This window comes from Massilimicrobiota sp. SW1139 (genome assembly GCF_012027715.1).
GTDB lineage: Bacteria > Bacillota_I > Bacilli_A > Erysipelotrichales > Coprobacillaceae > Allocoprobacillus > Allocoprobacillus merdigallinarum.
This window is the reverse complement of record NZ_SJOR01000004.1, coordinates 1-25,772: the sequence shown is the minus strand read 5'-3', so window position 1 is coordinate 25,772 and position 25,772 is coordinate 1. Positions and strand designations below refer to the sequence as shown.

Genomic DNA, 25,772 nt, shown 5'->3' with positions numbered 1-25,772 from the left:
AAAATGGCATTATTTGAAAATTATGAACGTAGAATCGATCAAATTAACGCTGCATTAGCTAAATATGATATTAAATCAATTGAAGAAGCTAAAGCAATTTGTGATGAAAAAGGTATTGATGTTTATAACATCGTAAAATCAACTCAACCAATTTGTTTTGAAAATGCTTGCTGGGCTTATACAGTAGGTGCTGCAATGGCAATCAAAAATGGGGATACAAAAGCTGTTGACGCTGCTAAAACAATCGGTGTTGGTTTACAATCATTCTGTATTCCAGGATCAGTTGCTGATGATCGTAAAGTTGGTTTAGGTCATGGTAACTTAGGATCTATGTTATTAGATGAAAAAACTGAATGTTTCGCTTTCTTAGCTGGACATGAATCATTTGCTGCTGCTGAAGGAGCTATCAAAATTGCTGAAAAAGCAAATAAAGTTAGAAACAAACCATTAAGAGTTATCTTAAACGGTTTAGGAAAAGATGCTGCTAAAATCATTTCAAGAATCAATGGTTTCACTTATGTAGAAACTCAATTTGATTATTTCACTGGAGAAGTGAAAGAAATTTCAAGAACAGCTTATTCTGATGGGCCAAGAGCAAAAGTAAACTGCTATGGTGCTGATGATGTTCGTGAAGGTGTTGCAATTATGCACAAAGAAGGTGTAGACGTTTCTATTACTGGTAACTCTACTAACCCTACTCGTTTCCAACATCCAGTAGCTGGTACTTATAAAAAAGAATGTGTTGAACAAGGTAAAAAATATTTCTCAGTAGCTTCTGGTGGAGGAACAGGACGTACATTACATCCTGATAATATGGCTGCTGGTCCTGCTTCTTATGGTATGACTGATACTATGGGACGTATGCACAGTGATGCTCAATTTGCTGGTTCTTCTTCAGTTCCTGCTCACGTAGAAATGATGGGATTAATTGGTATGGGTAACAACCCAATGGTTGGAGCAACTGTTGCTGTTGCTGTAGCTATCGAAGAAGCTTGTAAATAATTAGGTATTTTCTAAATATTGCGAAAAACTCTGATTTAATCAGAGTTTTTTTGTTTTTATGACACAGTAAAAATTTCGTATTATATTAAATAAACGTGTTAAAACTTTATGAAACTCCTAACGATTTTTTCAGTTACTAACAGGTTACTAACAGGTTACTAACACAGTTACTAACAAATTACTAACACGTTACTAACAAACTAAAATTTAAATTTCTTTCTGTTCATCGATACTTTTTTAATCAACAATAAGTCTGTTGGTGCGTGGTGGGAGCATTTCAGACTTAGTGAGAGTTTTTCAGTTACTAACACGTTACTAACAAATACATTTTTTGATACTTATACGTCGCTATATTTTTCTTCAAAATTTAGCACTCACGTATAAGTTTTTTTATTCCGTAAATTATGATTTCTTAGATATTTTTCTTATATTTTAAATATACTAATAATCAATTTATTATTAGTAAGAAAATGTATCCATCATCAAAAATTACATAGCCAGTCTTAGCACTGGCCATGAGAAAGGAGGTAAATTTATATGACAAAGAAGTGCAATGTAATAGTAGTTGCAAATCAAAAAGGTGGAACAGGAAAAACCACGACTACTGAAAATGTAGGCATAGGTTTAGCTAATCAAGGCAAAAAAGTATTAATGGTAGACTTTGATCCACAGGGAGATTTATCAGCTTGTTTAGGATTAAAGAATGCTGATGATATGGAAAACACTATATCCAAGGCAATGAATGATATTATCTATGATAAGGAAGTTGATTACAATAATCTAATCATTCACCACGAGGAACAGATTGACTTAATCCCAAGTAACATTGAACTTGCTGACTTTGAATTAAAGCTAGTGAGTGTCATGAATCGTGAACGTGTTCTTGATATGTGTCTTAGCCCTCTCAAACAACACTATGACTATATCTTGATTGACTGTCCCCCTTCTCTTGGGATGCTGACAATCAATGCGTTATCTGCTGCCGATAATATTCTGATACCTGTACAAGCTCAGTATCTTCCAGCTAAAGGAATGACTAAATTACTGAATACAATCAGCAAAGTAAAACATCAAATCAATCCAAAGGTCGATATACTTGGTGTTGCTATCACTCTTGCTAATATGCAGACCAATTTGGGAAAAAGTACAGTGGACACAATTAGAGAAAATTATGGAAAACATATCAAAGTCTTTAATTCGATTATTCCTATTGGTGTTAAAGCTGCTGAAGCCAGTGTATCCGGAAAAAGTGTATATCAGCACGCAAAAGACAGTAACGTGGCTAAAGCTTATGAAGATTTAACTAAGGAAATCACAAAAATTGAAAGGTCAAAACATAAAGGTACACCAGAAAGATAGGAGTTGAAATATCATGAACAAATTTGATTTAGGACTTCCTAAATTTGAAGATACTCTTTTCTCCACTGAGGAACAAAGACAGGAAGCCAGACTTGAAAAGGTCATGAAAATTCCTATCAGTGAAATTCATGACTTCAAACAGCATCCTTTTCATGTCCGTATGGACGAGGACATGGTAAAACTGATTGACAGCGTAAAAGAAAATGGTGTCTTAATGCCTGCTCTTGTCAGACCAGATAAAAATGGTGGATATGAGATGGTATCAGGGCACAGGAGAAAATTTGCGTTAGAGCAAAATGAGATAACGGAAATCGACGCTATTGTAAGAGAACTTGATGACGACCAAGCAACCATCATCATGGTTGATAGCAATATTCAACGTGAGCATATTCTGCCAACTGAACGTGGATTTGCCTATCGTATGAAATTAGAAGCAATGAAACATCAAGGAAAACGTAATGATTTAACTTCGTCCCAAGTTGGGACAAAGTTAAAAAGAGCCGATGATATGTTGGCTGAACAGGTTGGAGAAAGTAGAAATCAAATTCAACGATTTATTCGATTAACATACTTGGTTAAAGAATTAAGAAATATGGTTGATGAAATTCATGAAGATGGATTTACTATCGCATTGAATCCAGCCTATGAACTATCATTTCTTCAAATCAAGGAACAAAACGAACTCGTTGAAGTCATCAAGGAAACTTTAGCTACCCCTAGTCTTGCTCAGGCTCAGGAATTGAAACGTAAAAGTCAAAATGAAGAGTTATCTAAAGATATGATGATGGATATGTTACTGGCGGACAAGCCAAACCAAAAGGAAAAAATAAGTCTCAAGATGGAGGAAATTAATAAATATTTTCCAAAATCCTATACACCTAACCAAAAAAAGGAGATTATTCTCAAATTATTGGGTGAATGGCATAAAAAAAGAGAAAGAGAACATTCTAGATAATTTATATTCACACATGTGAATGATAAAATTGCAGAATTATTAAATTTCAGCGTATTCATGGGGGTAGTACGCTTTTTTTCGTTGCCAGTCGTGACTGTTTTTCCCCCTAAAACCCCCTTAACATTCCGAAAGGAATCACCTTTGGACTCTTAAATTCACTTTATATTATAACTAACTCATTATATATAGAAATACTTATATGATTTCATACATTTGTTATAAAAAATAGAGTTATCTATAATCATAACAAGAGGTGATTGTTATGAAGAAAATATTAATAGCATTATTTATCATAGGTTTAGCTGTTTATCTAACTTCAGATAGTGAAGAAAAGCAAAAACGTAAAGAATATAACGTTGAACAAATAGAAAAGAATATTGCACCATATATAAATTAAATCAAAATTAAATAAGCAAGATATTAAAGGCATCTCAAACATGAGGTGTCTTTTTTGTTGGAAAGGAAATATAAATATGAAGACTAAAATAAGATCTCCATGTTCATTCTTTTTATTTAAAACACTACAAATAAAGAATAAAAATACAAAGGAGAAGAAAAATGTTAGATAAAATAAAAACAATAACAAAGAAATCAGTTCTTTGCATAGCAAGTGTCATGATGTTAATGAATGGACTTGTTACAAATGCGTTTGCATTAACTGGAACAACCAGTTCAATTCGATATAAGGATTGGATTCTTATTGATCCTACCGATGGAAGTGAACATGGAACAGAGGGATACTTGTTGGTTGACAATCAGCCTGTATTCTGTGTAGATTACTTTACAACTTTTCGTAACAACAAGAAAGTAACAGCTGGAACATATAAAGATATTGGTATCAGTGAAGAAAAGGCAAAGAGATTGTCTTTGATAGCTTATTATGGAACGAAAGTTGCAGGAAGAACGGATAAGGATTGGTACGCAATCACTCAGGGACTTCTTTGGAGAGAAATTCATGAAAGAGATGATCTGGAGTGGGTGAGAACCCCAACAGCCTACACTTATGCAGAGGTTCAGCAAAAGTGGAAAGAAATTCTAGCTGATGTTGATAAGTTTTATATGGCTCCATCATTTGCCAATAAGACACACAACATTGATGCAGATAAAACATTGACCTTGACTGATACAAAAGGTGTCTTGGAAGATATGGTAGTTGTAGACGATGGTGGTCTAGATGTTAAGATCAGTGGAAATACGTTAACTGTAAAAGGTACATCATCTATTACCAAAGCAAATATTGTATTGAAGAAAGACATTCCTGCAAGTGAAACTGGAGTCAGCATTTATTATACTGCTGATGACTGTCAAGCAGTTGCAAGTTTCAAAATTGATGATGTCATGCAGACTTCAATGAAAGTGACAGTCAATCAGTTTGGAAAGCTTGTACTAACAAAATACAATGATGATAAAACATCTACAATTGCTGAAACATCTTATCGCATTACTGGACCAAATGATTTTGATGAAACACACACAACTGATAAAAATGGAAAAATCAAATTAGATAGATTAGTTCCTGGTGAATACAAAGCAGTAGAAACAAAATCTGCTAATGGATATCTTATCAATGTAAGTGAGAAATCATTTGAAATAAAACCAAATGAAACAACTTCTATTGAATTTACCAATAACGAACCAACTGGAAAGATAGAATTAACAAAATCCATTGATTCTTCTAAAACAAATGGCTTAACTGGTGATGCAACATTGGAAGGCAATACTTATGAATTGCGTGCCAAAGAAAGAATCACAAATAAAGCTGGAACAAAAACATATTATGAAAAAGACGCTTTAGTATCAGCAAAGAAAACAAACAAAGATGGAAAAATCACTTGGAATGATCTTCCTTTAGGTAATTATTACATCAAGGAAACATCATCAAATGATTCATTGGTTTTAAATACTTCTATTATCAATGTTTCTCTTGAGTATCAAGATCAGACAGTTTCTAAAGTTGTCAAAGAAGCAGATACATCAAATCGTGTCAACATGCAAAAAATTCAGGTGTTCAAATCAGGTGAAAAAGATGGAATTTCTGGTATTGTAAAAGGACTGCAAGGAGCAGAATTTACATGGAAATTGAAAAGTGAAGTCAATCATGTAGGATGGGATAATGCTACAACCTATGCAGTAATTACTACTGATGAAAATGGTCGTGCCACGACTCCATATCTTCCTCACGGAGAATATCTAGTCAAAGAAACAAAGACTCCAAAGGACTATATTACTGCTCCAGACTTTACAATCAGTGTGACTGATGATTATACCGAATATGAAGATATTGAACAAATCAAGATTATTAATATCAACAATAGACCTTTCACTTCACAGGTTAAATTAATTAAAGTTGATGAAGAAACAGGAAAGACAGTCACTTTAAATGGTGCAAGTTTCAAGATTAAGAACAGCGAGGGTAATTATGTTGTTCAAAAAGTTGCTGGACAAAAAATTGATACTTTTACAACGAATTCTAAGAATCAAGTAATTACTTCTTTTGGTAAATTAGGAGAAGTGACTTTACCGTTAGAATTGGATGCAGGAACATACACGGTGGAAGAAATCAAGGTTCCTGATGGTTTCCTTGAATTGGAAGAACCAATTACCTTTACAATTACAAATCAGCACGACTATGACATGGATGAAGATGAAACTCCTATCTTAACAATTAAGGTAGCCAATGCTCAGCCTAAAGGAAAAATCATCATCAATAAAACAGATAAGGAAACTGGTAAAGCCATGACAGATATTGAGTATCTGTTGACTGCAAAAAATGATATTGTTTCTGGAATAGATGGCTCTATTCTTTTCAAAAAAGGAGAAACTGTTGCTAAAGGAAAAACGGATGTCAATGGACAAATTATTATTGACGATCTATTCATGGGTGAATATGAATTAAAGGAAACATTGACAAATGAAGGGTATGTTTTAGATGAAACTGTTCATGACATTATCTTCAAGGCAGAAGATACAACAACTAAGGAATATACTCATGAAATCAATGTCACTAATATTGCTCCATATGGACAGATTGATTTATATAAAACTGATAAAGATACAAAAGAACCATTAGGAGGCATTACATTTGAATTAACAGCAAAAGAAGATATTTATACTCTTGATGGAAGAAACTCATTGCTGTATAAAGCTGGTGATAAAGTATCCGTAGATATTTCTGAAAATGGATTATATGTAACCAACGAACTTGGAGAAATCCATATTGGAAATCTTCCATTAGGAAAATATGAATTGAAAGAAGTTCATACTCTTGAAGGATATGTACCAAACGATACTGTCTATGATATTGATTTAAGCTATGATCACAGTGACAAAATTATCTATACAAAAGAAATCAATATAGAAAATGAAAAAACAACAACTGAAATCTCAAAGATTGATGCAACAAATAATCAAGAACTTGAAGGTGCTCACTTATCATTGAAAGATAAGAATGGAAACATCATTGAAGAATGGATTTCTGGTAAAGAAGCACATATCATCAGAGGGCTTTTGGCTGGTGAAAAATATACACTTCATGAAGATTTAGCACCAATCGGATATGCAACTGCTTCAGATGTCACTTTTACAGTTAATGCTGATGGAACTCCAACAAAAGTGACTATGAAAGATGAAATCACAAAAGTAGATATTTCAAAGGTCGATGCAACAAATCAAAAAGAAATTGAAGGTGCAAAATTAACTTTAACAGATAAGGAAACTGGAAAAGTTGTTGAATCTTGGACTTCAAAGAAAGAACCACATAGAATCGAAGGGCTGGAAGTAGGAAAAGTTTATATCTTGCATGAAGATCTTGCCCCAGCAGGTTATGAAGTTGCCAGTGATGTGGAATTTACTATTGCTGATACTGGAGAGGTTCAAAAAGTTGTCATGAAGGATCAACCTAAGACAACTGTTGTGAAAACTGGTGACAATTCTCAAACAGGATTATATCTAGCAGTCATGGCAATGGCAGGAATTGCAGTCCTAGTGATATCAAGAAAATCAAAGAAAGATGGTGACATGAATGAATAATGCCTTATGGATTGCAACAGTTACATTATCAATTGTTGCAATTGTTTTAAACATCAAGATATATATAAAAATCAAAAGACAAAAAAGAAAACTCATCGAAATGAAACAAAAACATTAACAATTAATTATTAAAAGCAGGTGGCATCATTGCTGCCTGTTTTTAAATAATTAAATAAAGAAAGGAATGAAAACTATGATTTTTAAAACTAGAGCAGAACATATAGAAAAAGTCATCAATGAAATAGGAAATTCAAGTCTATATGAATATCCACATATTGATTTTATTCTTGTCAAGGAAATCAATGGAAAGGATTATTATGCAGCTGGTGTTTCAGATCAAATCAATCCAGATGAATCTTTTCTATTTCGCCCAAAAGCGAGAAGCAAATCAATTCCTATTCAAAACATTCGTTATGACAAACAAAAATATAGAGAGTTGTTTGATGAATGTGTTGAGGGATACGTGCTTCAGCAATTGAATAAAGGATACAAGATTGTCTATATATCAATCGCCTTTCATATTAAATTGTGGGGATTTATAGACAATTATTATCACAGCATTGATATTTTTGATGTTGGTCTCATTTATTATATGTCTTTCTGCTATGAAATAGGTCTCACTTCTACTTTTTTATCTCACTATAGCTGTGGATATTTTCCAGATTTCATTCATGATTTTTTGGGTGAAGTCACATTTGAATCATCTAAGGAACTAGCCGAAACCATTATAGAAAGTAATAACCGTATGATCACTTCGCTAGAACTCAGAAATGAACTTTGCTACAAGATTCTTGATAGGAGAACTGAAAATGAAGAAAGAAGTTAAGGATTTCATCAATAATTCCTATCAAACATTTAGAGATAAGGAAGAATCCGATATGGTCATCAGTCAAGTTCTGTCACTTAAAAATGAAGATGGAACAATTGGATTTCAGGCAATAGCTGTATCTCAAAATGATCCTGATGAAATCAGATGCATTCGTGAAAATATTCAAGCAAAAACAGAATATCAAAAAGTTCCCAGCTGGGACTATAACATTGAGGACTATCTGCTAGATGACCTTGAAAATGGATTTGAGATAGAGTTCATGACACTGGACGAGCATTGTGGCATCTGGTATACTATTGATAACTGGCGTGACGACATTTCTCATATGGATGGTCTTCAAAAATATCTATCCTACTGTCAACAAAATGAAATCACTTCACAAGTCATTTCATTATATAGTTCAGATCACATAAATATTTTTGATCTTTATCAGGAGGTAAACGGACCATATAAAATTATTGCTGAAACAAGTATTGGAAGCAGAGCGATTGTTCTAGGACATAGCTCTATCTCCCCATCACCTTATGTGACATGGGATACTACCCCTAACAGAAAATATGGATATTATGCTGGTCACTATTTTTCAAGTTACACAGATGCTTTCAAGGATTATAGAGAGCGATGTCAAGTCATCATGAGCAAACATCTTGAATTTGAAAGAAATAAAACAAAGCCAATCAAAGGAACAAAGAGATATGAGCGATGAAAATTCATTCAAGATGATATTACAGAATGATGATAAAAAAGTATATATTGACCTTTCAAAAGGATATGATCATGTTTCTAATTCCCTACGCAAGTTAGGATATTATCCTTATGATGTTAAATTTATACATGTAAGATTCAAGTTTACACATCAAAGTAACGAAAATTTAAAATATCTAGCTCAGATTATTGATAAAGATGATTACATCATGGACGTATTTAGAGCATATCAATACCTTAAACATGAAAAAGGATTTGATAAACATTTAAGTGTGTTAATAAAAACACAGCAGGTTCATTCGATCAAAGACGTGCTGATTCAAGGAAATCTATATCAACTCTATAAGAACAGTAAAAACAATAATATACCCAACCTACAAAAGATAAAACTGGAAAATATAAGATTTCAGGAAATAACAATTTTCAATAAACCTGCTTTATTCACACCCTATCGAATTGATAGTAAAGATTTGCCTAAGGGGTTATACAAATATGAGTGTCAGTGTGATGATAATCAAGATGGAATAATTACAATGATAGGAAAATCTATTCGTGTTAATTTTTGGGGAACCATATTGACTACAAAGAAAATTGTATTACATCATGGATATAGAAATGTAGATGAGACTAAAGATATATTATTTAATGATTCTAAAAGTATCTTGATTCATGATTACTTCAGAAAATATCCTATCAGTAAAAATAATTATGTTCGTTAATATATATTGTAAACAAATTTTTTTTATGAGATAATCAAACTAGATAAATTGGAATTTTAGTGAATAGTAACTTAATTTTCTTTTTTATTAAACATATGGCGTACTTTATCTATTCGATTATTTGGTCTACGTGATTGAATAACTGGTTCACAAGTAGCAATTTGATAATCTTTTAATTCTGTCAAAAAAACTGCTTGCCCATTTGTATATAGAGTTAAAGTATTACGATATTCATTAATACAACGTACAGGAATATGTCCTGTAAAAATAACTTCATCATTTTTTGATTGACTTGTTTCAATTATTGCACAATGTTTTTGTGCATCTTTATATGCACGAGAAAAGTATCCCTCTGGTGTAAAAAGTATAAACGAAAGATATGGCTCTAATAATTGCGTTCCCGCTTTTTTCAATGTTTGTTCAAGTACAATTGGGGCAAGAAAGCGAAAATCCGAGGGAGTACTAACAGGGCTATAATAAACACCATATTCAAAACATATTTTACAATCTGTCACTTTCCAACCATACAATCCTTGCTCCAGTCCATAATTAATACCTTCTCTTACTGCATTTTGAAAACTTTGATTTAAATAACCGAGTGAAACTTTGCTTTCGTACTGTATTCCAGTGCCAATTGGAAGTGGAGTTATTGATAATCCAATTGATGCCCAAAATGGATTTGGTGGTACTTCAATATGAATAGTATAATCTGCCTTTTGTAATGGCTTTTCCAAATAAATTACGGTTGGATCTTCGATTCTTATGTTTATGTGATATTTTTCAATCAACAGAGAACAGATAACTTCTAACTGCACTGTTCCTAAAAAAGAAATGATGATTTCATGTGTTATCGTATCAACATAATAACGTAAAAGAGGATCAGTATCTGCAATTTCTGTAAGAGCATCCAATAATTTTTCTCTCTCTTCTATTTTTATCGGTTCAATTCTTGTTCGTAGTATTGGTACAGTCTTGTCATTCCATACATTGCATGGCAAAATCTTTTCATTTCCTATAATATCGTTCAATCTTAATGTATTGTTAGGTATAATAAAAATATCTCCAGAACAAACTATTTTTGTCTGTATCATTTCCCCATTTGAAGGAATATATATTTCTGTAAGTTTCATTTTCTTTTTTTCTGGCAACATAATTGTATCTCGTAAGTGTAATGTTCCACTATAAAGACGCAAATAAACTAATCTTTGCTTATGGTCTGTATATTCAATTTTAAAAACTCTTCCACATAGTTCTGAATCATTCTCATTCATTTCAGAACAAAAAAGATTTGAAATAGCTTCGATAAGTTGTTGAGTCCCTATATTATTTCTAGCACTTCCATGGTATATAGGAAACAACGAACCTTTTTTAACACACCTATATTCTTCATACATTAATTCTTGTATAGTCAATTTTTCTCCTACAATATATTTTTCTAAAAGTTTATCATTTTTGGAAATTACAGGATCCCAATCATCTAAATCAATGATATTTTTAATTGATATTTCTGGAGTTAATGTTACATTTTGCATAACAATAATATCATTTGAAAGTTTTTCTTTGATATTTTGATAAATATTATTTAAGTTAATTCCATCCTGATCTATTTTATTTATAAAAATAATTGTTGGTATATTCATTTTTTGAAGTGCATGGAATAGTATTCGGGTTTGTGCTTGTACACCATCTTTAGCAGAAATTACTAAAATTGCTCCATCAAGAACAGATAAGGAACGATACACTTCTGTTATAAAATCTGTATGTCCAGGAGTATCTACAATATTGATTTTGTAGTCATTCCAATTAAAAGAAGTAACTGCTGCCTGAATTGTGATTCCACGCTGACGTTCTAAAAACATAGTATCTGTCCTTGTTGTTCCCTTATCTACACTGCCTAATTCTAAAATTGCTCCACTTGTATAAAGCAGACTTTCCGTTAAGGTCGTCTTTCCTGCATCTACATGAGCAAGAATACCAATGTTGATTATTTTCATGGAATTTCCCTCCCTACAAATTTATCTTTTAACTTAAAATCAATATTTGCTAATTTTGTTCTTTTAAACTATTCTCAAAATCAATTATCCACTTTTCTAATGTTTCTACTAATGCTAATTGTTGTTTGAACATTTGTTTTCCAACATTAGGAATATGTTGTCTATGAGAACGTCTTTCATTTAGTAATTCTTTTAATTCTAATATCTTTGATTTTATATTAGAAACAAGAATCTGTTTTTGTTCATCATCTACTAAATCTAAATTCGTGATAATAACATTAAAATCCAAATATAGACTAACATCAGAATTTGAAATATCATTCATAAGTTTATTAAAATAATCATTACCTTTGTTAGTAATAGTATATATTGCTTTATCTGGCATATTTCCCTCTTTCTCTTTATGGCTAACAATATATTCTTTTGATTCTAATTGTAATACTTTCTTATAAATAGACTGTTCACTAATTTTTACCCATCTTGGTATATTACGATATTCTATATTTTTTTTAATATCATAAGCACTTTGTGATTTTTGTTTAATAAGTCCTAATAATACCAAATCTATATTTGACATAATCTCTACTCCTTACTTAATATAATCTGTAACGCCAAGTCTATTTCCAAATGGATCTTCAAACTCGACTGCATTACCAGTTCCAATTTTAAAAGGCTCACTCAAAAATTTTATATCATTATTCAACATTTCTTTATAGAAGATTGCAACATCTTCTACTTCAAACCATATTGTAGGCTTTAAATTCTCAAATTTATTTTTGTCTTTTAAAATTATTGCAGGTTCTTCATTTCCAATATTATAAGCAACCATTCCCTTATCAGAGAAATCAAATTTCTTTTTTAACCCCAATATTTCCTCATAGTATCTTTTTGCTTCTTCCATATTATCTACAGGAAGAAAATAATTGTCATAATTTTTCATATATTTAATGTCCTCCTTTCTACTATAAACTACACTACTATATTTTATAGTAGTTATCGTTAAAAGTCAATATATAATAAAAAAATAGATTAGTTGCACTGAACTAATTTATTTGTATAACTGCCTGTCGTACAAAAAAGACTGTCATTACTGACAATCTTTTTGGTAAATTACTATTTATTAAACAAATCACTAAATTGGAAGTTATCAAGGTGTTTTTATGGAAGGAGTTGAAAATATGAATTTCTTCGAGATAGTCCTTACATTAGCAATTTCTTTGGGGGCAGTAGTGTGGGGTGTGAATATTTATAATCAAAAGGGTACTTGGTTTCTTGCTGGATGGAATACGATGAGTAAAGAAGAAAAAGCAACATACAATGAGAAAGCAATATGTCATTTGTTTGGAAAATGCGTTGTTTTCTGCGGAATAGGAGCATTTCTTTTATTATACGGCAGCTTTAATCACAATGATTTTGTTTTATGTGTTGGACTTGGGATAATTGCAATAATGGTTATTCTATCAATTATAATACCTAAGATAAATCCTAAAAAATACCGTCAATACAAATAGTAATTTATTATTTGGAGGTAATTATGGAAAAGAAAAAAATAGTATGTTTATGTATTATAGCGGTAATAATTGTGGCAATTATAAGTTATTTTATAGGGTACAAGAGAGCTTATGATGATTTTGAAAAAAACTTAGATAATCATAAGGTATCATATCAAACTTTTTATGCAACAATTACGGATATAAGAGATACTAATTTTACAATAGATAATATAGCATTAACAGTAAAAGGCTTAGATATAAACGATATAAACTTTCGTGGAAATTTTGAGTTTATAATTACAGAGGCTACTGAATTAGAATGGCGACATACTAAAATAAATGCTGATGAGCTAGAAATAGGAGATAATATATCAATTATATTTACTGGTAGTATACAAGAAACAGAACCAGCAGAAATAAATGATGTGATTAAAATACAGTTATTAGATGATGAGAAATAGTAAGTTGTAGATTGGAGTTAGTTATGAAAAATGTAATATATATATTAATTCAATGCACTTGGGGATTGCCACAAACATTGTTAGGATTTATAGTATTTTTAATTAATATAAAAAATAAACATTATTTTTATCACGGTGCAATTATTACTGAAAGAAATGTTCCTTCAAGTGTATCTTTGGGAATGTTCGTCTTTACAACAACTAATCCGATGAAAGATAAAAGAACAAAAAATAAAATACCAGATGAAGAATTAAGTAAAAGGCTTTTAGTTCACGAATATGGTCATACAATTCAATCCCTTATTTTTGGACCATTATATTTAATAGTAATAGGGATTCCATCAACACTATGGGGATTTTTGCCATATTTTCAAAATAAAAGAAACAACGGAGTATCTTACTTTAGCTTTTTTACAGAAAAGCTTGCTAATTATTTAGGTGAAAAAGTTACAAAAGAAAAATCAATGGAAAATGCTATTATATAAATTAGAATTTGGAGGTTCAAATTATGTGGAAAGAATTAGGAATCAGTGGCGGAACTGCAATCATTATTTTGATTGCATTGTACTTTATTGTGAAATGGGCAGTAAAAAACGGTGTAAAAGAAGCATATAAGGATATTACTGGAAAGAAAACAGCTGAGGATACTGAAATTGAAATGGTACTCGGACTTGACACTAAAGATAAGTAAATTCCAGTTTGTTAAGCAAACAAATCCAAATTTATTAGATAAAAGTAATACTTTACAATACGTATAGATTTACAACATAAGAGATTCCAATTTTTTAGGAATCTCTTTTTATATACAAACGAGAGGAGGTTCAACATTGAAAACAAAATATGAATATATTCATGAGCTTCTACTTGAACAAGCTGAGAATCTTTCCAAGTCACCTTATAATTGGATGGCATTCTTAAAAACATCAGCTTATATGTTTAAATACGATTTTGCTGATCAACTTTTAATTTATACTCAAAAGCCAGATGCGAAAGCATGTGCATCTTTTGAAACATGGAATGAAAAACATAGTCGATGGATACGCAAAGGCTCTAAAGGTATTGCTCTTTTAAATGATGATAACACCTTAAGATATGTATTTGATATCAAGGATACCCGCAGTCCCAGCTTTAAGCCTCTCCATCTATGGAGAGTAGAAATAAAAGATGAATTAGAATATATCCATATGCTTGAAAATAAGTATGGGAATATGAATTTTTCTATAGAACTAGGACATGCAATCATTGAAATGTCATCTATCATTGCTGAAGAAAATATACAAAATTACTTTTCTCCCCTACTCAAATTTCGAAAAGACAGCGAACTTGAGCATATGGAAGAACATGAAATCATGATTGAATTTAAATCATTATTAACAAATTCCATAGCATTCGAGATTATTCATAGAAGTGGATTGAATGTTAATGATTACTTTACTGCTGAAGATTTCTATGCTATAAAAGATTTCAATTCCATTGACATGATCATGCAGCTTGGAACAGCAAGTCGTGACATATGTGAAATAGGCATGAATGATATTTCTGCAAAAGCAAAAGAAATTATGATTCGTACATTTGAACAGTCCAAACAAATGATACAAAATAGAGGTGTAAACAACGAAAGGAGCGATATACATGAAAGAATTGACGTACAATCAAGTGGGAGATTATCTAATGCCAAATCTGAAAGCAGAAGAACCAATCTTCAACAGCCGATACGCAAGGATGAGATACAATTACCTCAAAACAAACTATCCGGCACATCTTCTCGCATTGAAAGCGAAGAACAAACTGAACAAACATTTAAAAACAATCAATCAGGAAGCAGTACAAAAAATGGAAATTTTGATGGAGGAATTGCTGAAGAAACAGCCAGCTCCAGACAAGGAAACTCATCAGATGGAATGGGTACAACATATGGACAATCTAAAAGAACAAGCCGAGGAAATAATCTTAGCAGAGATAATCTACAATTAGATTTAGGATTAGGTGGTGAAGAAATAAAAAATGCTTTACCACCTTTTGATTTGCAGGATTTACCTACGTTATTACGTGAAGATGTTTCACTTCAACATTCTCGTGAAGAAATTCAACAGTTCTTTATGGAACATACGGACGATAAGGAACGTGCCGATTATCTTGCAGAATGTTATGATGATACTCTAGTGGAAACATTCCGACGTCCAGAAAAAAATGACTACTCTTATATTGGTTACAAGAAAGATGGTAACGGGCTTAATGTATGGGCTGGTAGCTGGCAAAACAAAAAATCCAAATCTCATTTATCTTTCTTTCAGCTTCAATTGGAAGTCGCAAAATTAATTGAGAACGACGAATATCTATATTCTAGACAGAAAGGCATGACTCCTATTCAACTGACCTATGAAAAAGGATTAATGAATAGAAATGTAGACTATTATCTGTTTTCATATAAAAATGAGTTCAGAAAAAACTCTACCGAAATTATTGAATTTCTAAACAATGAACAAGATCGACAAAAGCGTATACAGTTCATAAAGGACTTTTATCCTGACCAGATTGTAGAAATGGAAGTGGATGGTGTCATTCTTGGATTCAAGAAAGAGAATGAGCATCTGCATATCTACATGGGACCGTATGATGATCAGAAAGCATCTAGTGATTACAGTTGGTCCCTTGTAGAAAGCGAAATAGACGGCATGATTCTATCACGCTATTTTGATCCTAGTGTTCAAATTCCAACTATTGAAGAACAGCAAACAGCTATATATGAAAATGAGGAACAGCTCAAAAACGGTATTTATTTTTCTCAAGAGGAAATAGACCGTGCTCTTGTTCGTGGCAGTGGTTTTGAAAATGGGAAATACAGAATCTATCAGCAAATGCTCAAAAAACATTCAGTCAATGAAAATGCCCTGTTTTTAAAAGAAGAATATGGAATTGGTGGTTTTGCTCCAGTAGTAGGACTGATTGATATAAATTACGACAGCAGAGGAATCAAATTTTCTAGAAGCCGACAGATAGGCAAAGAAGAAATAAAGATAACCCTTAACTGGAAAAAGATTGCTAAAAGAATCAGTGAGCTTGTTGCTACAAATCGTTATCTCAATGAGGAAGAAATGGAAGGATACCCTGCATTTCTTCAGAAGCAGATGGAACAGCAGCTTGAGTATGAACATAAAATGTCAAATAATGAACCAGCTGGTATGGTTGTGGAAAACAGTACAGATGAAAATATCAAAAAAGACTATCGTTGGAAAATTGGTGATAAGCTCTACAAAGGTGCTGACAAATATACAATCATTGAAGATGGAAATCAGATTGCTATCCAAAGTGATGAATTTCCTTTATTTATTGATTACCTATCAAGAGAAGAATTCAAATCTCTTTTAAAGGAAAACCCACTTAATGATAAATTACTAGTTGCAATCGAAGAAGATAATCATAAAACTAGCGAACAACAGCTTCTTGATGAATATATTCCTGTATTTATTGATAGGATTCAACGAAGTGAATACTACCCTCGATTAAGAAATCGTGATACAGATGTACATGAGGCAGAGTTGCTGATTCGAGAAACTATGATTGACATCATGACATCTATAAACATGACAGATGAAGCTATCTATAATCTTTATACAACCAATGATGTTTTCAGAGAAAAGGTTATAGATCATCTTATTGATAAGGTCTATAATGATATTTCGACATTACCTGTTCAGGAAACATCAGAACTTTATAATGCACTATACGAACTTGTACCAAACATTTTAGATGTTCAGTCCTACATGATGACATTTTATTCGAAAAACAGTGAAGAACATCCTCTTACTATTTTCTATAATAGTGATGAGAAAATCATTGAAATGTATCACTGGTATGAACTTAATGGTATCGAGATAACTGAACCGCATATGAAGTTTTTCTATGATTCCACTGATAAGGCAATTAGCCCTATCTATTACAGCAATCCTCTACTCAATGTTGAATTTAATACTGATAATGATTCAAATGAATTCATACAAAACGATATGCTTCAGTATGCCTTAACATGGTTACAAAATATTAAGGATAAAGATTATTATCTGGAATCTGAACAAATTTACATGAATGATGAAAAAATCGGTACGTATCATGTGGATTATAATGATAATGGAGAAATCATCTATTCAAGTATGCCTTACGACAAACTTATAGATTATGCAGATGTACATAATCTTACCAATTCTATCAAAAATTCTCATAAATTTGATAACAATAACATTATTCAAGAGCTTAACAATCAAGCTGAACAGAACAAATCTCAAGAAGAGCCAGTTAACTATCACATCGATAATGAACATCTTGGATCAGGTACACCAAAAGAAAGATATAGGAACAACATTGCAGCCATCAGGCTGCTTTTTTCTTTGGAAAAGGAAAATCGTCTGGCAAATAAAGATGAACAGGAAATCCTTGCTAAATATGTTGGCTGGGGTGGACTTTCTGATGTATTCGATTCTACAAAATCGAACTGGGCAAATGAATATACAGAATTGAAATCACTACTTAATGATGAAGAATATACACAAGCAAGAGAGTCTACTTTAACAGCTTTCTATACTCCACCTATCGTGATTGATTCCATCTATTCTACTTTGAACAATCTTGGATTCAAGTATGGAAATATACTGGAGCCAGCCTGCGGGACTGGTAACTTCTTGGGAAGACTGCCTCAACAAATGCAGAATTCGAAATTGTATGGAATCGAACTGGATTCAATCACAGGACGAATTGCTAAACAACTGTATCAGAAAGCCAATATCACGATAGATGGATACGAAAATACAAATCTTCCGGACAGTTTCTTCGATGTTGCCATCAGTAACGTTCCATTTGGACAGTTCAAGGTATCTGATAAAAGATATAATAAACTTAATTTCAATATCCATGATTACTATTTTGCAAAGACACTGGATAAAGTAAGAACTGGTGGTATCATTGCCTTCGTAACATCGAAATACACGATGGACAAAGCTAATTCTTCTGTCAGAAAATATATATCCGAACATGCTGAACTGCTTGGAGCAATCAGACTTCCTAATACAGCTTTCAAAGAAAGTGCAAACACCAAAGCGGTCAGTGATATCCTGTTTTTGAAGAAACGTGAAAGACCGATGGTGGTTGATGAACCATGGCTATATACACAAGAGGATGCAAATGGTTTTGTCTATAATGCCTATTTCCAGAACCATCCGGACATGGTACTGGGAAACTTTGAAATGTCAAAGTCAATGTATGGACGTGATGAATTGACCGTTGTTCCTTTTGATGATATTCCATTGAAGGATTCACTTGAAAAAGCTATTTCAAATATCCAAGGTAAGATGGATCAGATCATCTTCGACGATAACGTCATTGAAGATTCCAATGAAGAAATAGTGACGATACCTGCAGATCCAACAGTAAAAAACTTCAGCTACACGCTCATTGATGGTGATATCTATTTCAGAGAAAACAGCATTATGACGAAAATGGAACTGACTGAAACTGCAAGAAATCGTATTACCGACATGATAGAAATTCGTGACTGTGTACGTAATCTTATCAACTATCAGAAAGAAGATTTTGAAGAGCTAGTCATTGAAAACGAACAGAAAAGACTAAATATCCTTTATGATGCATTCACAGAAAAATATGGACTCATCAATTCCCGTGGAAATAGTTTAGCTTTCCGTGATGACAGTTCCTACTATCTTTTGTGTTCGCTGGAAAACTTAAATGAAGATGGTACGCTTAAGTCAAAAGCCGATATGTTTTCTAAACGTACAATCCGTAAACATGTTCCTGTTGAAAGTGTTGAAACTTCCAATGAAGCACTTATGATTTCACTAGCCGAAAAAGCAAAGATAGATTTTGATTACATGAATCAGCTGACAGGATTTGATAAAGAGAAAATGGTAGAAGATTTAAAGGGTGTCATCTATCAATTTCCTGACATTGATGATAACAATGAAGTCTATGTCACTGCTGATGAATATTTGAGTGGCAATATTCGCCAAAAATTGAAAGTAGCAGAGATGGCAGTTTCCATCAATCCTATCTATCAAGAAAATATTGATGCATTAAAACAGGCTATGCCTGATGAACTGTCCGCTTCAGAGATTGAAGTAAGGCTTGGAGCAACGTGGATACCTGAAAATATCTATGAAGATTTCATGCATGAACTTCTATCGACCTCCACTTTTGTTCAATCAAGAATCAATATTACCTATTCAAAAGCTACTGGAAACTGGAATATATCGAACAAGAACTGGGATAGAGGCAATGCCAAAGCCGAAAAAACGTATGGGACACATCGAGCGAATGCGTATCGTCTGTTGGAAGACTGCCTTAATTTAAAGACAACAAAAATCTACGATTACGAATATGATGATGAAGGCAAGAAAGTCGCTATTCTTAATAAAAAAGAAACGATGATTGCCCAACAAAAGCAAGAAGCTATCAAGGAAGCATTCACCAACTGGATATGGAAAGATTACGATCGTAGAGAACATCTTGTAAAAAGATATAATGAACTATTCAATTCCATTCGTCCTCGTGAGTACAACGGAGATCATCTGGAATTTCCAAACATGAACAATGAAATCAGTTTAAGGAAGCATCAAAAAGATGCGATTGCTCACATTCTATATGGTGGGAATACACTTCTTGCTCACGTAGTTGGAGCAGGGAAATCTTTTGAAATGATTGCTGCGTGTATGGAATTAAAACGTCTTGGATTATCTCAAAAAGCAATGTTCGTTGTACCAAACCATCTGATTGAACAATGGGGTTCTGAATTTCTAAGACTCTATCCAAGTGCAAATATTCTTGTAACAACAAAAAGGGATTTTGAAAAAAGCAAACGAAAGACGTTCTGTTCACGTATTGCTACTGGTGAATGGGATGCAGTTATCATTGGACATTCACAGTTTGAAAAAATTCCTATCTCTGTAGAAAGACAACGTAAACTCATTGAAGATCAAATCGAAAGCATAACAAACGGCATTCAGGACCTTAAGGCAAATGGTGGTGAAAGATTCTCAGTCAAACAATTGGAAAGAACTAAAAAAGGGTTAAAGAAAAGGCTCGAAAAGCTAAACAATGATGAAAGAAAAGATGATGTTATCTACTTCGAGGAACTTGGCATTGATAGATTATTTGTTGACGAAAGCCATAACTATAAGAATCTTTTCCTTTATACCAAGATGAGAAATGTTGCAGGTCTAACCCAAACAGAGGCACAAAAATCTTCGGATATGTTCATGAAATGCCAATATCTAGATGAAATCACAGGTGGCAAAGGCGTTGTCTTTGCGACGGGTACTCCTATATCCAACTCCATGACGGAAATGTACACAATACAGCGTTATCTTCAATACAACACATTAAAAGAACACGGATTGGAACATTTTGATTCATGGGCTTCAACATTCGGCGAAACAGTAACAGCTATTGAGTTGGCACCCGAAGGAACTGGTTACAGAATGAAGACAAGATTTGCAAAATTTTTCAACCTGCCAGAACTGATTAACATGTTCAAAGAAGTAGCAGATATCAAGACAGCAGATATGCTTAATCTCCCTACTCCAACTGCTCATTATCACAATATTGCAGTCAAGCCAAGTGAAGAACAGAAAGAAATCGTTGCAGAATTTGCAAAAAGAGCTGAAGCCATACGTAATGAAAATATCGATCCAACGGTGGACAATATGCTAAAGATTACCAATGACGGAAGAAAACTTGCACTCGATCAAAGACTCATTGATCCAACCCTTGACGACAACCCTCATAGCAAGGTCAATGCATGTATTGATAATGTCATTCGCATCTATGAGGAAACCAAAGATAAAAAGTCTACCCAACTAATTTTCTGTGATATGTCTACTCCTCAAAAAACATCTAAAGCATTTCTAGAAAAGCTGGAGCAAAATGTAAATATTCCATACACAAATGTTTATGATGACATCTACAAAAAACTTATTGAACATGGCATTCCACCCAATGAGATTGCTTATATTCATGATGCTGCAACAGATACAAAAAAGAAAGAACTCTTCTCAAAAGTAAGACAAGGAAGTGTTCGTATATTGCTTGGATCTACTGCTAAAATGGGTGCTGGTACGAATGTCCAAGATTTACTGATAGCTTCTCATGACCTCGATTGTCCTTGGAGACCAAGCGATCTGGAGCAAAGATCAGGAAGAATTATCCGTCAGGGGAATACAAACAGTGATGTAGAAATCTATAGATATGTAACGGAACAGACATTTGATAGTTATTTATACCAGCTTATAGAAAGTAAGCAAAAGTTTATTTCACAGATACAGACATCAAAGAGTCCTGTCCGCTCAGCAGAAGATATAGATGAAGTTACGTTAAGCTATGCTGAAATCAAAGCCCTCGCAAGTGGAAATCCAAAGATAAAGGAAAAGATGGATCTCGACATACAAGTCAATAGATTGAAACTAGCAAAAGCTAATTATCTAAGCGAAAAATATGATTTGGAAGATAAAATTATTAAGTATTACCCAATGAAAATTGCCTCCATCAAGGAAAAAATCAATGACTATCAAAAAGATCTGGACAGCACTTCACCTGTTGAGGAATTTAGTGGAATGACATTACAGAATCATTTTTACTTGGAAAAGGAAACTGCAGGAAAAGCATTGCTGATCTTATGTGAAAAAGATAAATCATCAGTTCAAAAAATAATCGGTGAATATCGTGGCTTTGAATTACACCTCTCCTATGACCAGTTCCATTCCTATCATCAATTGACATTAAAGAAAAATGGAACATATATGATAGATCTAGGAAATGATGTTTACGGAAATATTACAAGAATCGATAATCAGATCAGTTCAATTGCAAAAAAGTTAGAGACAGAAAGAAGTCTTCTGACAACTGTAGAACAACAATTTCATAATGCAAAGGAAGAAGTTGTTCGACCATTTGAAAAAGAACAGGAACTGCAGGATAAGTCATCTCGTTTAGCTATACTGAACAAAGAGCTGGATATAGGAAATCAAAATGATAAAGAAACAATCCCTTTAGAGGAATCATCAGTAATCATTCAAGATAAGACTATCAATCATGAAAGATAAATTTTCAAATTGATATAAGATATAAATATAGTATAAAATGATATAATATCATCAATATAGAATTTATTGTAAAATAAGATTATAATTAAAAAGGAAATTGAAAGGAGTTGGACGTAGATGAATACAACAAGAAATGAATTTCTTAGATCAGATTTTATTCAAGCGTTGATTAAATTCTCTAATGGTAAGATTTCAGAAAAAGAAGCAAACAGCATTGCTAATAGAAAGCTACGTTTAACTGATTTTTCTGATGGCAGTCCTTTAGCTCATAAAGGTCCTAGATGGTTAGCAAAACATATTGTTAGAACAATGACATTTGAATAAACAATAAAGAATTCCCTATAGAAGTGACGTCAATAATTTCGTTACTTCTTTTTATTTCAATGCTATCAGAAATGTTTTCCTTTTAAGAATATAAATTTATTATTTCATCAAATCAAATATCAATATTATCTTAACAGCAACGAAAAAATCTTTCGTTGTTTTTTATATAGGAGAAATCGAACATGAATACAAAACTTATAAAAAAGATACCAGTCGAACATGTTATACAGCTCAAGACAATTGATTTACTGTCATATTTAAAGCAATACGAACCAAATTCAATCATCAAAAATAAGAGCCATTATGATTCAATTACGCATAATGGTCTTATAATTTATAAGAATAGATGGGCATGGAAATCACATCATCTGAATGGCAAAACAGCCATCCAGTATCTTGTTTTCGTTGAAGAAATGGATTATATCGACGCTCTATATCTCCTTTATCAATGTTATAGAAAGGAGCTTAACAATGGCAAAAAGATTCATCAGTAAAAAAGATCTCGCAAGAATCAAGGAGCTTGATCTTCTAACCTATCTCAAAAATTATGAACCGCAGGAACTTGTTAAAAAGAGCAGAAATGATTATGTGACTCGCACTCATGGTTCGCTTCATATAAGCAATGGTCTATGGTGCTGGTGGGCACAAAACATTGGAGGACGAACTGCACTGCAATATCTCATTAAAGTAGAAGAAATGGAATTTCTAGATGCCGCATTATATCTAAAGGATCTGATTGATAAACAACCTCCAACAAAAGTTATTCAATCAAATAAATCTAGTTATCATTTTCGCCTCCCCTATCGTTACGAAAATGACAACAAGATTATCAGCTATCTTGTCAATGAACGAAAGCTCGATAAGAGCATAGTAGATTATTGCATCAAGAAAAAACTCATCTATGAATCAGCACATGATCATGCTGTTGTATTTGTTGGATATGATGAAAGCCATATGCCTAAATTTGCAAGCACACGCTCAATAGATTCTGATATGAAAAAAAACATTCCGGGAAGCAATAAAGCATATAGTTTCAACATAAAAAATGAGCATAGTCATCAGTTGCATGTCTTTGAATCAGCCATTGATTTACTATCATATATGACAATTCTAAAAGGAAATAAAAAGGATTATCTTAACAATAATTACCTTTCCATAGATGGAGCAACCCTCATTGGAAAAAATATTCATGATACTGAAATACCTGTAGCCCTTAATCATTTTTTAAATAACAATGAAATCAATTCCATATTTCTTCATATGGATAATGATAAAGCTGGAAAGGATACTGTCAAAAAAATTCAATATCATTTAAAAAATCAGTATAAAATCATCGACTGCTCACCACAAAAATATAAAGATGTTAATCAAGAATTGCAGACTAGAGTATTTCATACTGACATGGAAAGATAAGTTAATGGCAGAAGATTTTTCTAAAAATATGCAAATTTTAATTTTGTACAATTCCTTTTCAAATAAAAATATTGCATAATAATGATGAGGTGATTTACTGATGGATAATATAAAAATATTGACCATTATACTAAAGGAACAGAAAGATGATGTTATTGATTATTACTATCTTGCCAATGAATCTGATACAAAACTAGCTGGAATTGTTTCATTGAAGATGACCATTTTTGAAAAACTTCCAGCAAAGATTGATGACTATACTCTCTTTGCGATAAATGCATATCTTAATGATGAGATTTCAATAGTCCGTCCATGTCATGAACCAGTGAAAGTTCCTGACTGCCCAGATATTTGTGGAATAGTAGCTTCTGGGACAATTATACATTACTATATTAAAAACAATGAAATGCCTAAATTCATCTGTTCACTAAGTGATGATGCTGTAGATTTAATAATGCAATCTGATGAATGCATTCAACCACTTGTTGATAACGGTATTATAAGCAAAGAAGAAGTCGATGAATATCGTCAAAAACAATTAAAAAAATGTTCATAAATGATCATCTTTTCTATTCATTTTTTATGAAATCAAAAATATCGTTCAATGATTCATGTAACTTTCAAGCATTTAAAAATGAATCTGTCTATTTTTTAGCCATTCGTCTATAAGAGAATGGCTATTTCATTATGTTAAAGGAGTGAATATCTATGAAAAAATATCTTGTTGAAATTACTGAAACTTTGCAAAAACAAATTACTGTTTCGGCTAATTCCCGTGAAGAAGCTGAACAAAAAATCAAGGAAAGATATAAAAATGAAGATATCATTTTAAACGAAAATGACTATGTTGATACAGATTTTCATATCATAAAAGAAACAAGATTAATGAATCATGATGAGAGATAAATGCACTTTTATCTCTCTTTTTTGCTATGAAAACTGAAAGGAAGTGAATAAAAAATGGATTCAAGAGTACAAAAATCAATTAATAAACTGGAAGCATTAAAGCAAAAAAAGCTAAGTGAAAAAGAAAAAATTGAACATGAGCTATCCTCAATAAACACAGATTTGAAAAGATTATATACATTCAAGAATGAACAGGATAAGCTTCAGACTGCAATCAATGATTTTTATCAACCTAAGAATACAATTAATAACAACTGACACTCCAAGAGTGTCCTGTATACTAGCAAGCACTGAATTCGGTTGCCCACCTCATTCGCTTGTTAGGGTTTCACCCTAAGACCCCTACTACTGAAAGGAGAATTGCCAATGACAGAAAACAGAAAAAGACCTCATCGAGTGATCATTCATCTCAATGACAAGGAATTGAATTCACTCAATGAAAAAGTACAGCAGACAGGTTATAAAAGAGAAGGATATAT

Annotated in this window: 23 protein-coding genes; 20 read left to right on the top strand and 3 right to left on the bottom strand. The window is 32.4% G+C overall.

Going from position 1 to position 25,772, the window contains the following annotated elements:
- The first annotated feature begins 3 nt into the window (after positions 1-3).
- From E0K96_RS03530 to E0K96_RS03500, 9 genes are all read left to right on the top strand, one after another.
- Positions 4-1,002 (top strand): GGGtGRT protein, encoded by a 999-nt coding sequence (locus E0K96_RS03530; RefSeq protein ID WP_087243931.1) that lies wholly within the window; start codon positions 4-6, stop codon positions 1,000-1,002.
- 537 nt (positions 1,003-1,539) lie between these two features.
- Complete coding sequence (locus E0K96_RS03525) at positions 1,540-2,361, top strand: ParA family protein (RefSeq protein WP_168081224.1); 822 nt, start codon at positions 1,540-1,542, stop codon at positions 2,359-2,361.
- 13 nt (positions 2,362-2,374) lie between these two features.
- Positions 2,375-3,316, top strand: coding sequence for a ParB/RepB/Spo0J family partition protein (locus tag E0K96_RS03520; RefSeq protein WP_168081222.1), 942 nt, complete (start codon positions 2,375-2,377; stop codon positions 3,314-3,316).
- A 262-nt stretch (positions 3,317-3,578) separates the two neighbouring features.
- Entirely contained in the window at positions 3,579-3,713 is a 135-nt protein-coding gene (locus E0K96_RS12250; protein ID WP_255376276.1) for a hypothetical protein, read from the top strand.
- A 161-nt stretch (positions 3,714-3,874) separates the two neighbouring features.
- A complete protein-coding gene (locus tag E0K96_RS03515; protein ID WP_206080574.1) occupies positions 3,875-7,345 on the top strand; it encodes a SpaA isopeptide-forming pilin-related protein in 3,471 nt (1,156 codons plus the stop codon).
- Positions 7,338-7,463, top strand: coding sequence for a hypothetical protein (locus tag E0K96_RS12245; protein ID WP_255456800.1), 126 nt, complete (start codon positions 7,338-7,340; stop codon positions 7,461-7,463). The genes E0K96_RS03515 and E0K96_RS12245 overlap by 8 nt, the downstream gene beginning before the upstream one ends.
- Positions 7,464-7,529: 66 nt before the next feature.
- Positions 7,530-8,171 (top strand): hypothetical protein, encoded by a 642-nt coding sequence (locus tag E0K96_RS03510; protein WP_206080572.1) that lies wholly within the window; start codon positions 7,530-7,532, stop codon positions 8,169-8,171.
- Positions 8,155-8,880, top strand: coding sequence for a hypothetical protein (locus E0K96_RS03505; RefSeq protein WP_168081218.1), 726 nt, complete (start codon positions 8,155-8,157; stop codon positions 8,878-8,880). The genes E0K96_RS03510 and E0K96_RS03505 overlap by 17 nt, the downstream gene beginning before the upstream one ends.
- Positions 8,828-9,598 carry an LPD28 domain-containing protein gene (locus tag E0K96_RS03500; RefSeq protein ID WP_168081216.1) on the top strand — a complete coding sequence of 257 codons (771 nt, stop codon included), beginning with the start codon at positions 8,828-8,830 and terminating at the stop codon, positions 9,596-9,598. Before E0K96_RS03505 ends, E0K96_RS03500 begins: the two co-directional genes overlap by 53 nt.
- Positions 9,599-9,669: 71 nt before the next feature.
- On the opposite strand, the gene tet(44) is transcribed toward E0K96_RS03500, so the two are convergent.
- Genes tet(44) through E0K96_RS03485 form a run of 3 tightly spaced genes read right to left on the bottom strand, consistent with a single transcriptional unit; the run spans position 9,670 to position 12,532 of the window.
- Positions 9,670-11,592, bottom strand: a complete 1,923-nt coding sequence (tet(44), locus tag E0K96_RS03495; RefSeq protein ID WP_087302314.1) for a tetracycline resistance ribosomal protection protein Tet(44) — start codon at positions 11,590-11,592, stop codon at positions 9,670-9,672.
- Positions 11,593-11,641: 49 nt separating this feature from the next.
- Positions 11,642-12,169, bottom strand: coding sequence for a PadR family transcriptional regulator (locus E0K96_RS03490; protein ID WP_087302312.1), 528 nt, complete (start codon positions 12,167-12,169; stop codon positions 11,642-11,644).
- A gap of 12 nt (positions 12,170-12,181) precedes the next feature.
- Positions 12,182-12,532 carry a VOC family protein gene (locus tag E0K96_RS03485; RefSeq protein ID WP_087302310.1) on the bottom strand — a complete coding sequence of 117 codons (351 nt, stop codon included), beginning with the start codon at positions 12,530-12,532 and terminating at the stop codon, positions 12,182-12,184.
- Positions 12,533-12,752: 220 nt separating this feature from the next.
- Between E0K96_RS03485 and E0K96_RS03480 the strand changes: the two genes are divergently transcribed.
- The 11 genes from E0K96_RS03480 to E0K96_RS03425 all read left to right on the top strand — a co-directional run bounded on the left by E0K96_RS03480 (position 12,753) and on the right by E0K96_RS03425 (position 25,551).
- Positions 12,753-13,103, top strand: a complete 351-nt coding sequence (locus tag E0K96_RS03480) for a DUF3784 domain-containing protein (RefSeq protein WP_087304540.1) — start codon at positions 12,753-12,755, stop codon at positions 13,101-13,103.
- Positions 13,104-13,126: 23 nt separating this feature from the next.
- Positions 13,127-13,546, top strand: a complete 420-nt coding sequence (locus E0K96_RS03475) for a hypothetical protein (protein ID WP_087246078.1) — start codon at positions 13,127-13,129, stop codon at positions 13,544-13,546.
- A 23-nt stretch (positions 13,547-13,569) separates the two neighbouring features.
- Positions 13,570-14,031 carry a hypothetical protein gene (locus E0K96_RS03470; RefSeq protein ID WP_087246076.1) on the top strand — a complete coding sequence of 154 codons (462 nt, stop codon included), beginning with the start codon at positions 13,570-13,572 and terminating at the stop codon, positions 14,029-14,031.
- A 23-nt stretch (positions 14,032-14,054) separates the two neighbouring features.
- Positions 14,055-14,237, top strand: a complete 183-nt coding sequence (locus E0K96_RS03465) for a DUF6019 family protein (RefSeq protein WP_168081214.1) — start codon at positions 14,055-14,057, stop codon at positions 14,235-14,237.
- A gap of 136 nt (positions 14,238-14,373) precedes the next feature.
- Positions 14,374-22,650, top strand: coding sequence for a DEAD/DEAH box helicase family protein (locus tag E0K96_RS12380; RefSeq protein ID WP_240924419.1), 8,277 nt, complete (start codon positions 14,374-14,376; stop codon positions 22,648-22,650).
- 117 nt (positions 22,651-22,767) lie between these two features.
- A complete protein-coding gene (locus E0K96_RS03450; protein WP_087305503.1) occupies positions 22,768-22,974 on the top strand; it encodes a hypothetical protein in 207 nt (68 codons plus the stop codon).
- A gap of 182 nt (positions 22,975-23,156) precedes the next feature.
- Positions 23,157-23,468, top strand: coding sequence for a hypothetical protein (locus E0K96_RS03445; protein WP_158097302.1), 312 nt, complete (start codon positions 23,157-23,159; stop codon positions 23,466-23,468).
- Entirely contained in the window at positions 23,446-24,387 is a 942-nt protein-coding gene (locus tag E0K96_RS03440) for a DUF3991 and TOPRIM domain-containing protein (protein ID WP_168081210.1), read from the top strand. The genes E0K96_RS03445 and E0K96_RS03440 overlap by 23 nt, the downstream gene beginning before the upstream one ends.
- A 100-nt stretch (positions 24,388-24,487) precedes the next feature.
- A complete protein-coding gene (locus E0K96_RS03435) occupies positions 24,488-24,943 on the top strand; it encodes a hypothetical protein (protein WP_168081208.1) in 456 nt (151 codons plus the stop codon).
- Between the two features lie 152 nt (positions 24,944-25,095).
- Complete coding sequence (locus E0K96_RS03430; protein ID WP_168081206.1) at positions 25,096-25,293, top strand: DpnD/PcfM family protein; 198 nt, start codon at positions 25,096-25,098, stop codon at positions 25,291-25,293.
- 54 nt (positions 25,294-25,347) lie between these two features.
- A complete protein-coding gene (locus tag E0K96_RS03425; RefSeq protein WP_087305510.1) occupies positions 25,348-25,551 on the top strand; it encodes a hypothetical protein in 204 nt (67 codons plus the stop codon).
- Positions 25,552-25,772 lie beyond the last annotated feature (221 nt).

Coding starts and splice junctions, on each gene's coding strand:
- E0K96_RS03525 (WP_168081224.1), top strand. CDS start 1,540: ATGACAAAGAAGTGCAATGTAATAGTAGTTGCAAATCAAAAAGGTGGA.
- E0K96_RS03465 (WP_168081214.1), top strand. CDS start 14,055: ATGTGGAAAGAATTAGGAATCAGTGGCGGAACTGCAATCATTATTTTG.
- E0K96_RS03425 (WP_087305510.1), top strand. CDS start 25,348: ATGGATTCAAGAGTACAAAAATCAATTAATAAACTGGAAGCATTAAAG.
- E0K96_RS03505 (WP_168081218.1), top strand. CDS start 8,155: ATGAAGAAAGAAGTTAAGGATTTCATCAATAATTCCTATCAAACATTT.
- E0K96_RS03430 (WP_168081206.1), top strand. CDS start 25,096: ATGAAAAAATATCTTGTTGAAATTACTGAAACTTTGCAAAAACAAATT.
- E0K96_RS03435 (WP_168081208.1), top strand. CDS start 24,488: ATGGATAATATAAAAATATTGACCATTATACTAAAGGAACAGAAAGAT.
- E0K96_RS03480 (WP_087304540.1), top strand. CDS start 12,753: ATGGAAGGAGTTGAAAATATGAATTTCTTCGAGATAGTCCTTACATTA.
- E0K96_RS12250 (WP_255376276.1), top strand. CDS start 3,579: ATGAAGAAAATATTAATAGCATTATTTATCATAGGTTTAGCTGTTTAT.
- E0K96_RS03530 (WP_087243931.1), top strand. CDS start 4: ATGGCATTATTTGAAAATTATGAACGTAGAATCGATCAAATTAACGCT.
- E0K96_RS03475 (WP_087246078.1), top strand. CDS start 13,127: ATGGAAAAGAAAAAAATAGTATGTTTATGTATTATAGCGGTAATAATT.
- E0K96_RS03485 (WP_087302310.1), bottom strand. CDS start 12,532: ATGAAAAATTATGACAATTATTTTCTTCCTGTAGATAATATGGAAGAA.
- E0K96_RS03515 (WP_206080574.1), top strand. CDS start 3,875: ATGTTAGATAAAATAAAAACAATAACAAAGAAATCAGTTCTTTGCATA.
- E0K96_RS03510 (WP_206080572.1), top strand. CDS start 7,530: ATGAAAACTATGATTTTTAAAACTAGAGCAGAACATATAGAAAAAGTC.
- E0K96_RS03490 (WP_087302312.1), bottom strand. CDS start 12,169: ATGTCAAATATAGATTTGGTATTATTAGGACTTATTAAACAAAAATCA.
- E0K96_RS12245 (WP_255456800.1), top strand. CDS start 7,338: ATGAATAATGCCTTATGGATTGCAACAGTTACATTATCAATTGTTGCA.
- E0K96_RS03445 (WP_158097302.1), top strand. CDS start 23,157: ATGAATACAAAACTTATAAAAAAGATACCAGTCGAACATGTTATACAG.
- E0K96_RS03440 (WP_168081210.1), top strand. CDS start 23,446: ATGGCAAAAAGATTCATCAGTAAAAAAGATCTCGCAAGAATCAAGGAG.
- E0K96_RS03470 (WP_087246076.1), top strand. CDS start 13,570: ATGAAAAATGTAATATATATATTAATTCAATGCACTTGGGGATTGCCA.
- E0K96_RS03520 (WP_168081222.1), top strand. CDS start 2,375: ATGAACAAATTTGATTTAGGACTTCCTAAATTTGAAGATACTCTTTTC.
- E0K96_RS03450 (WP_087305503.1), top strand. CDS start 22,768: ATGAATACAACAAGAAATGAATTTCTTAGATCAGATTTTATTCAAGCG.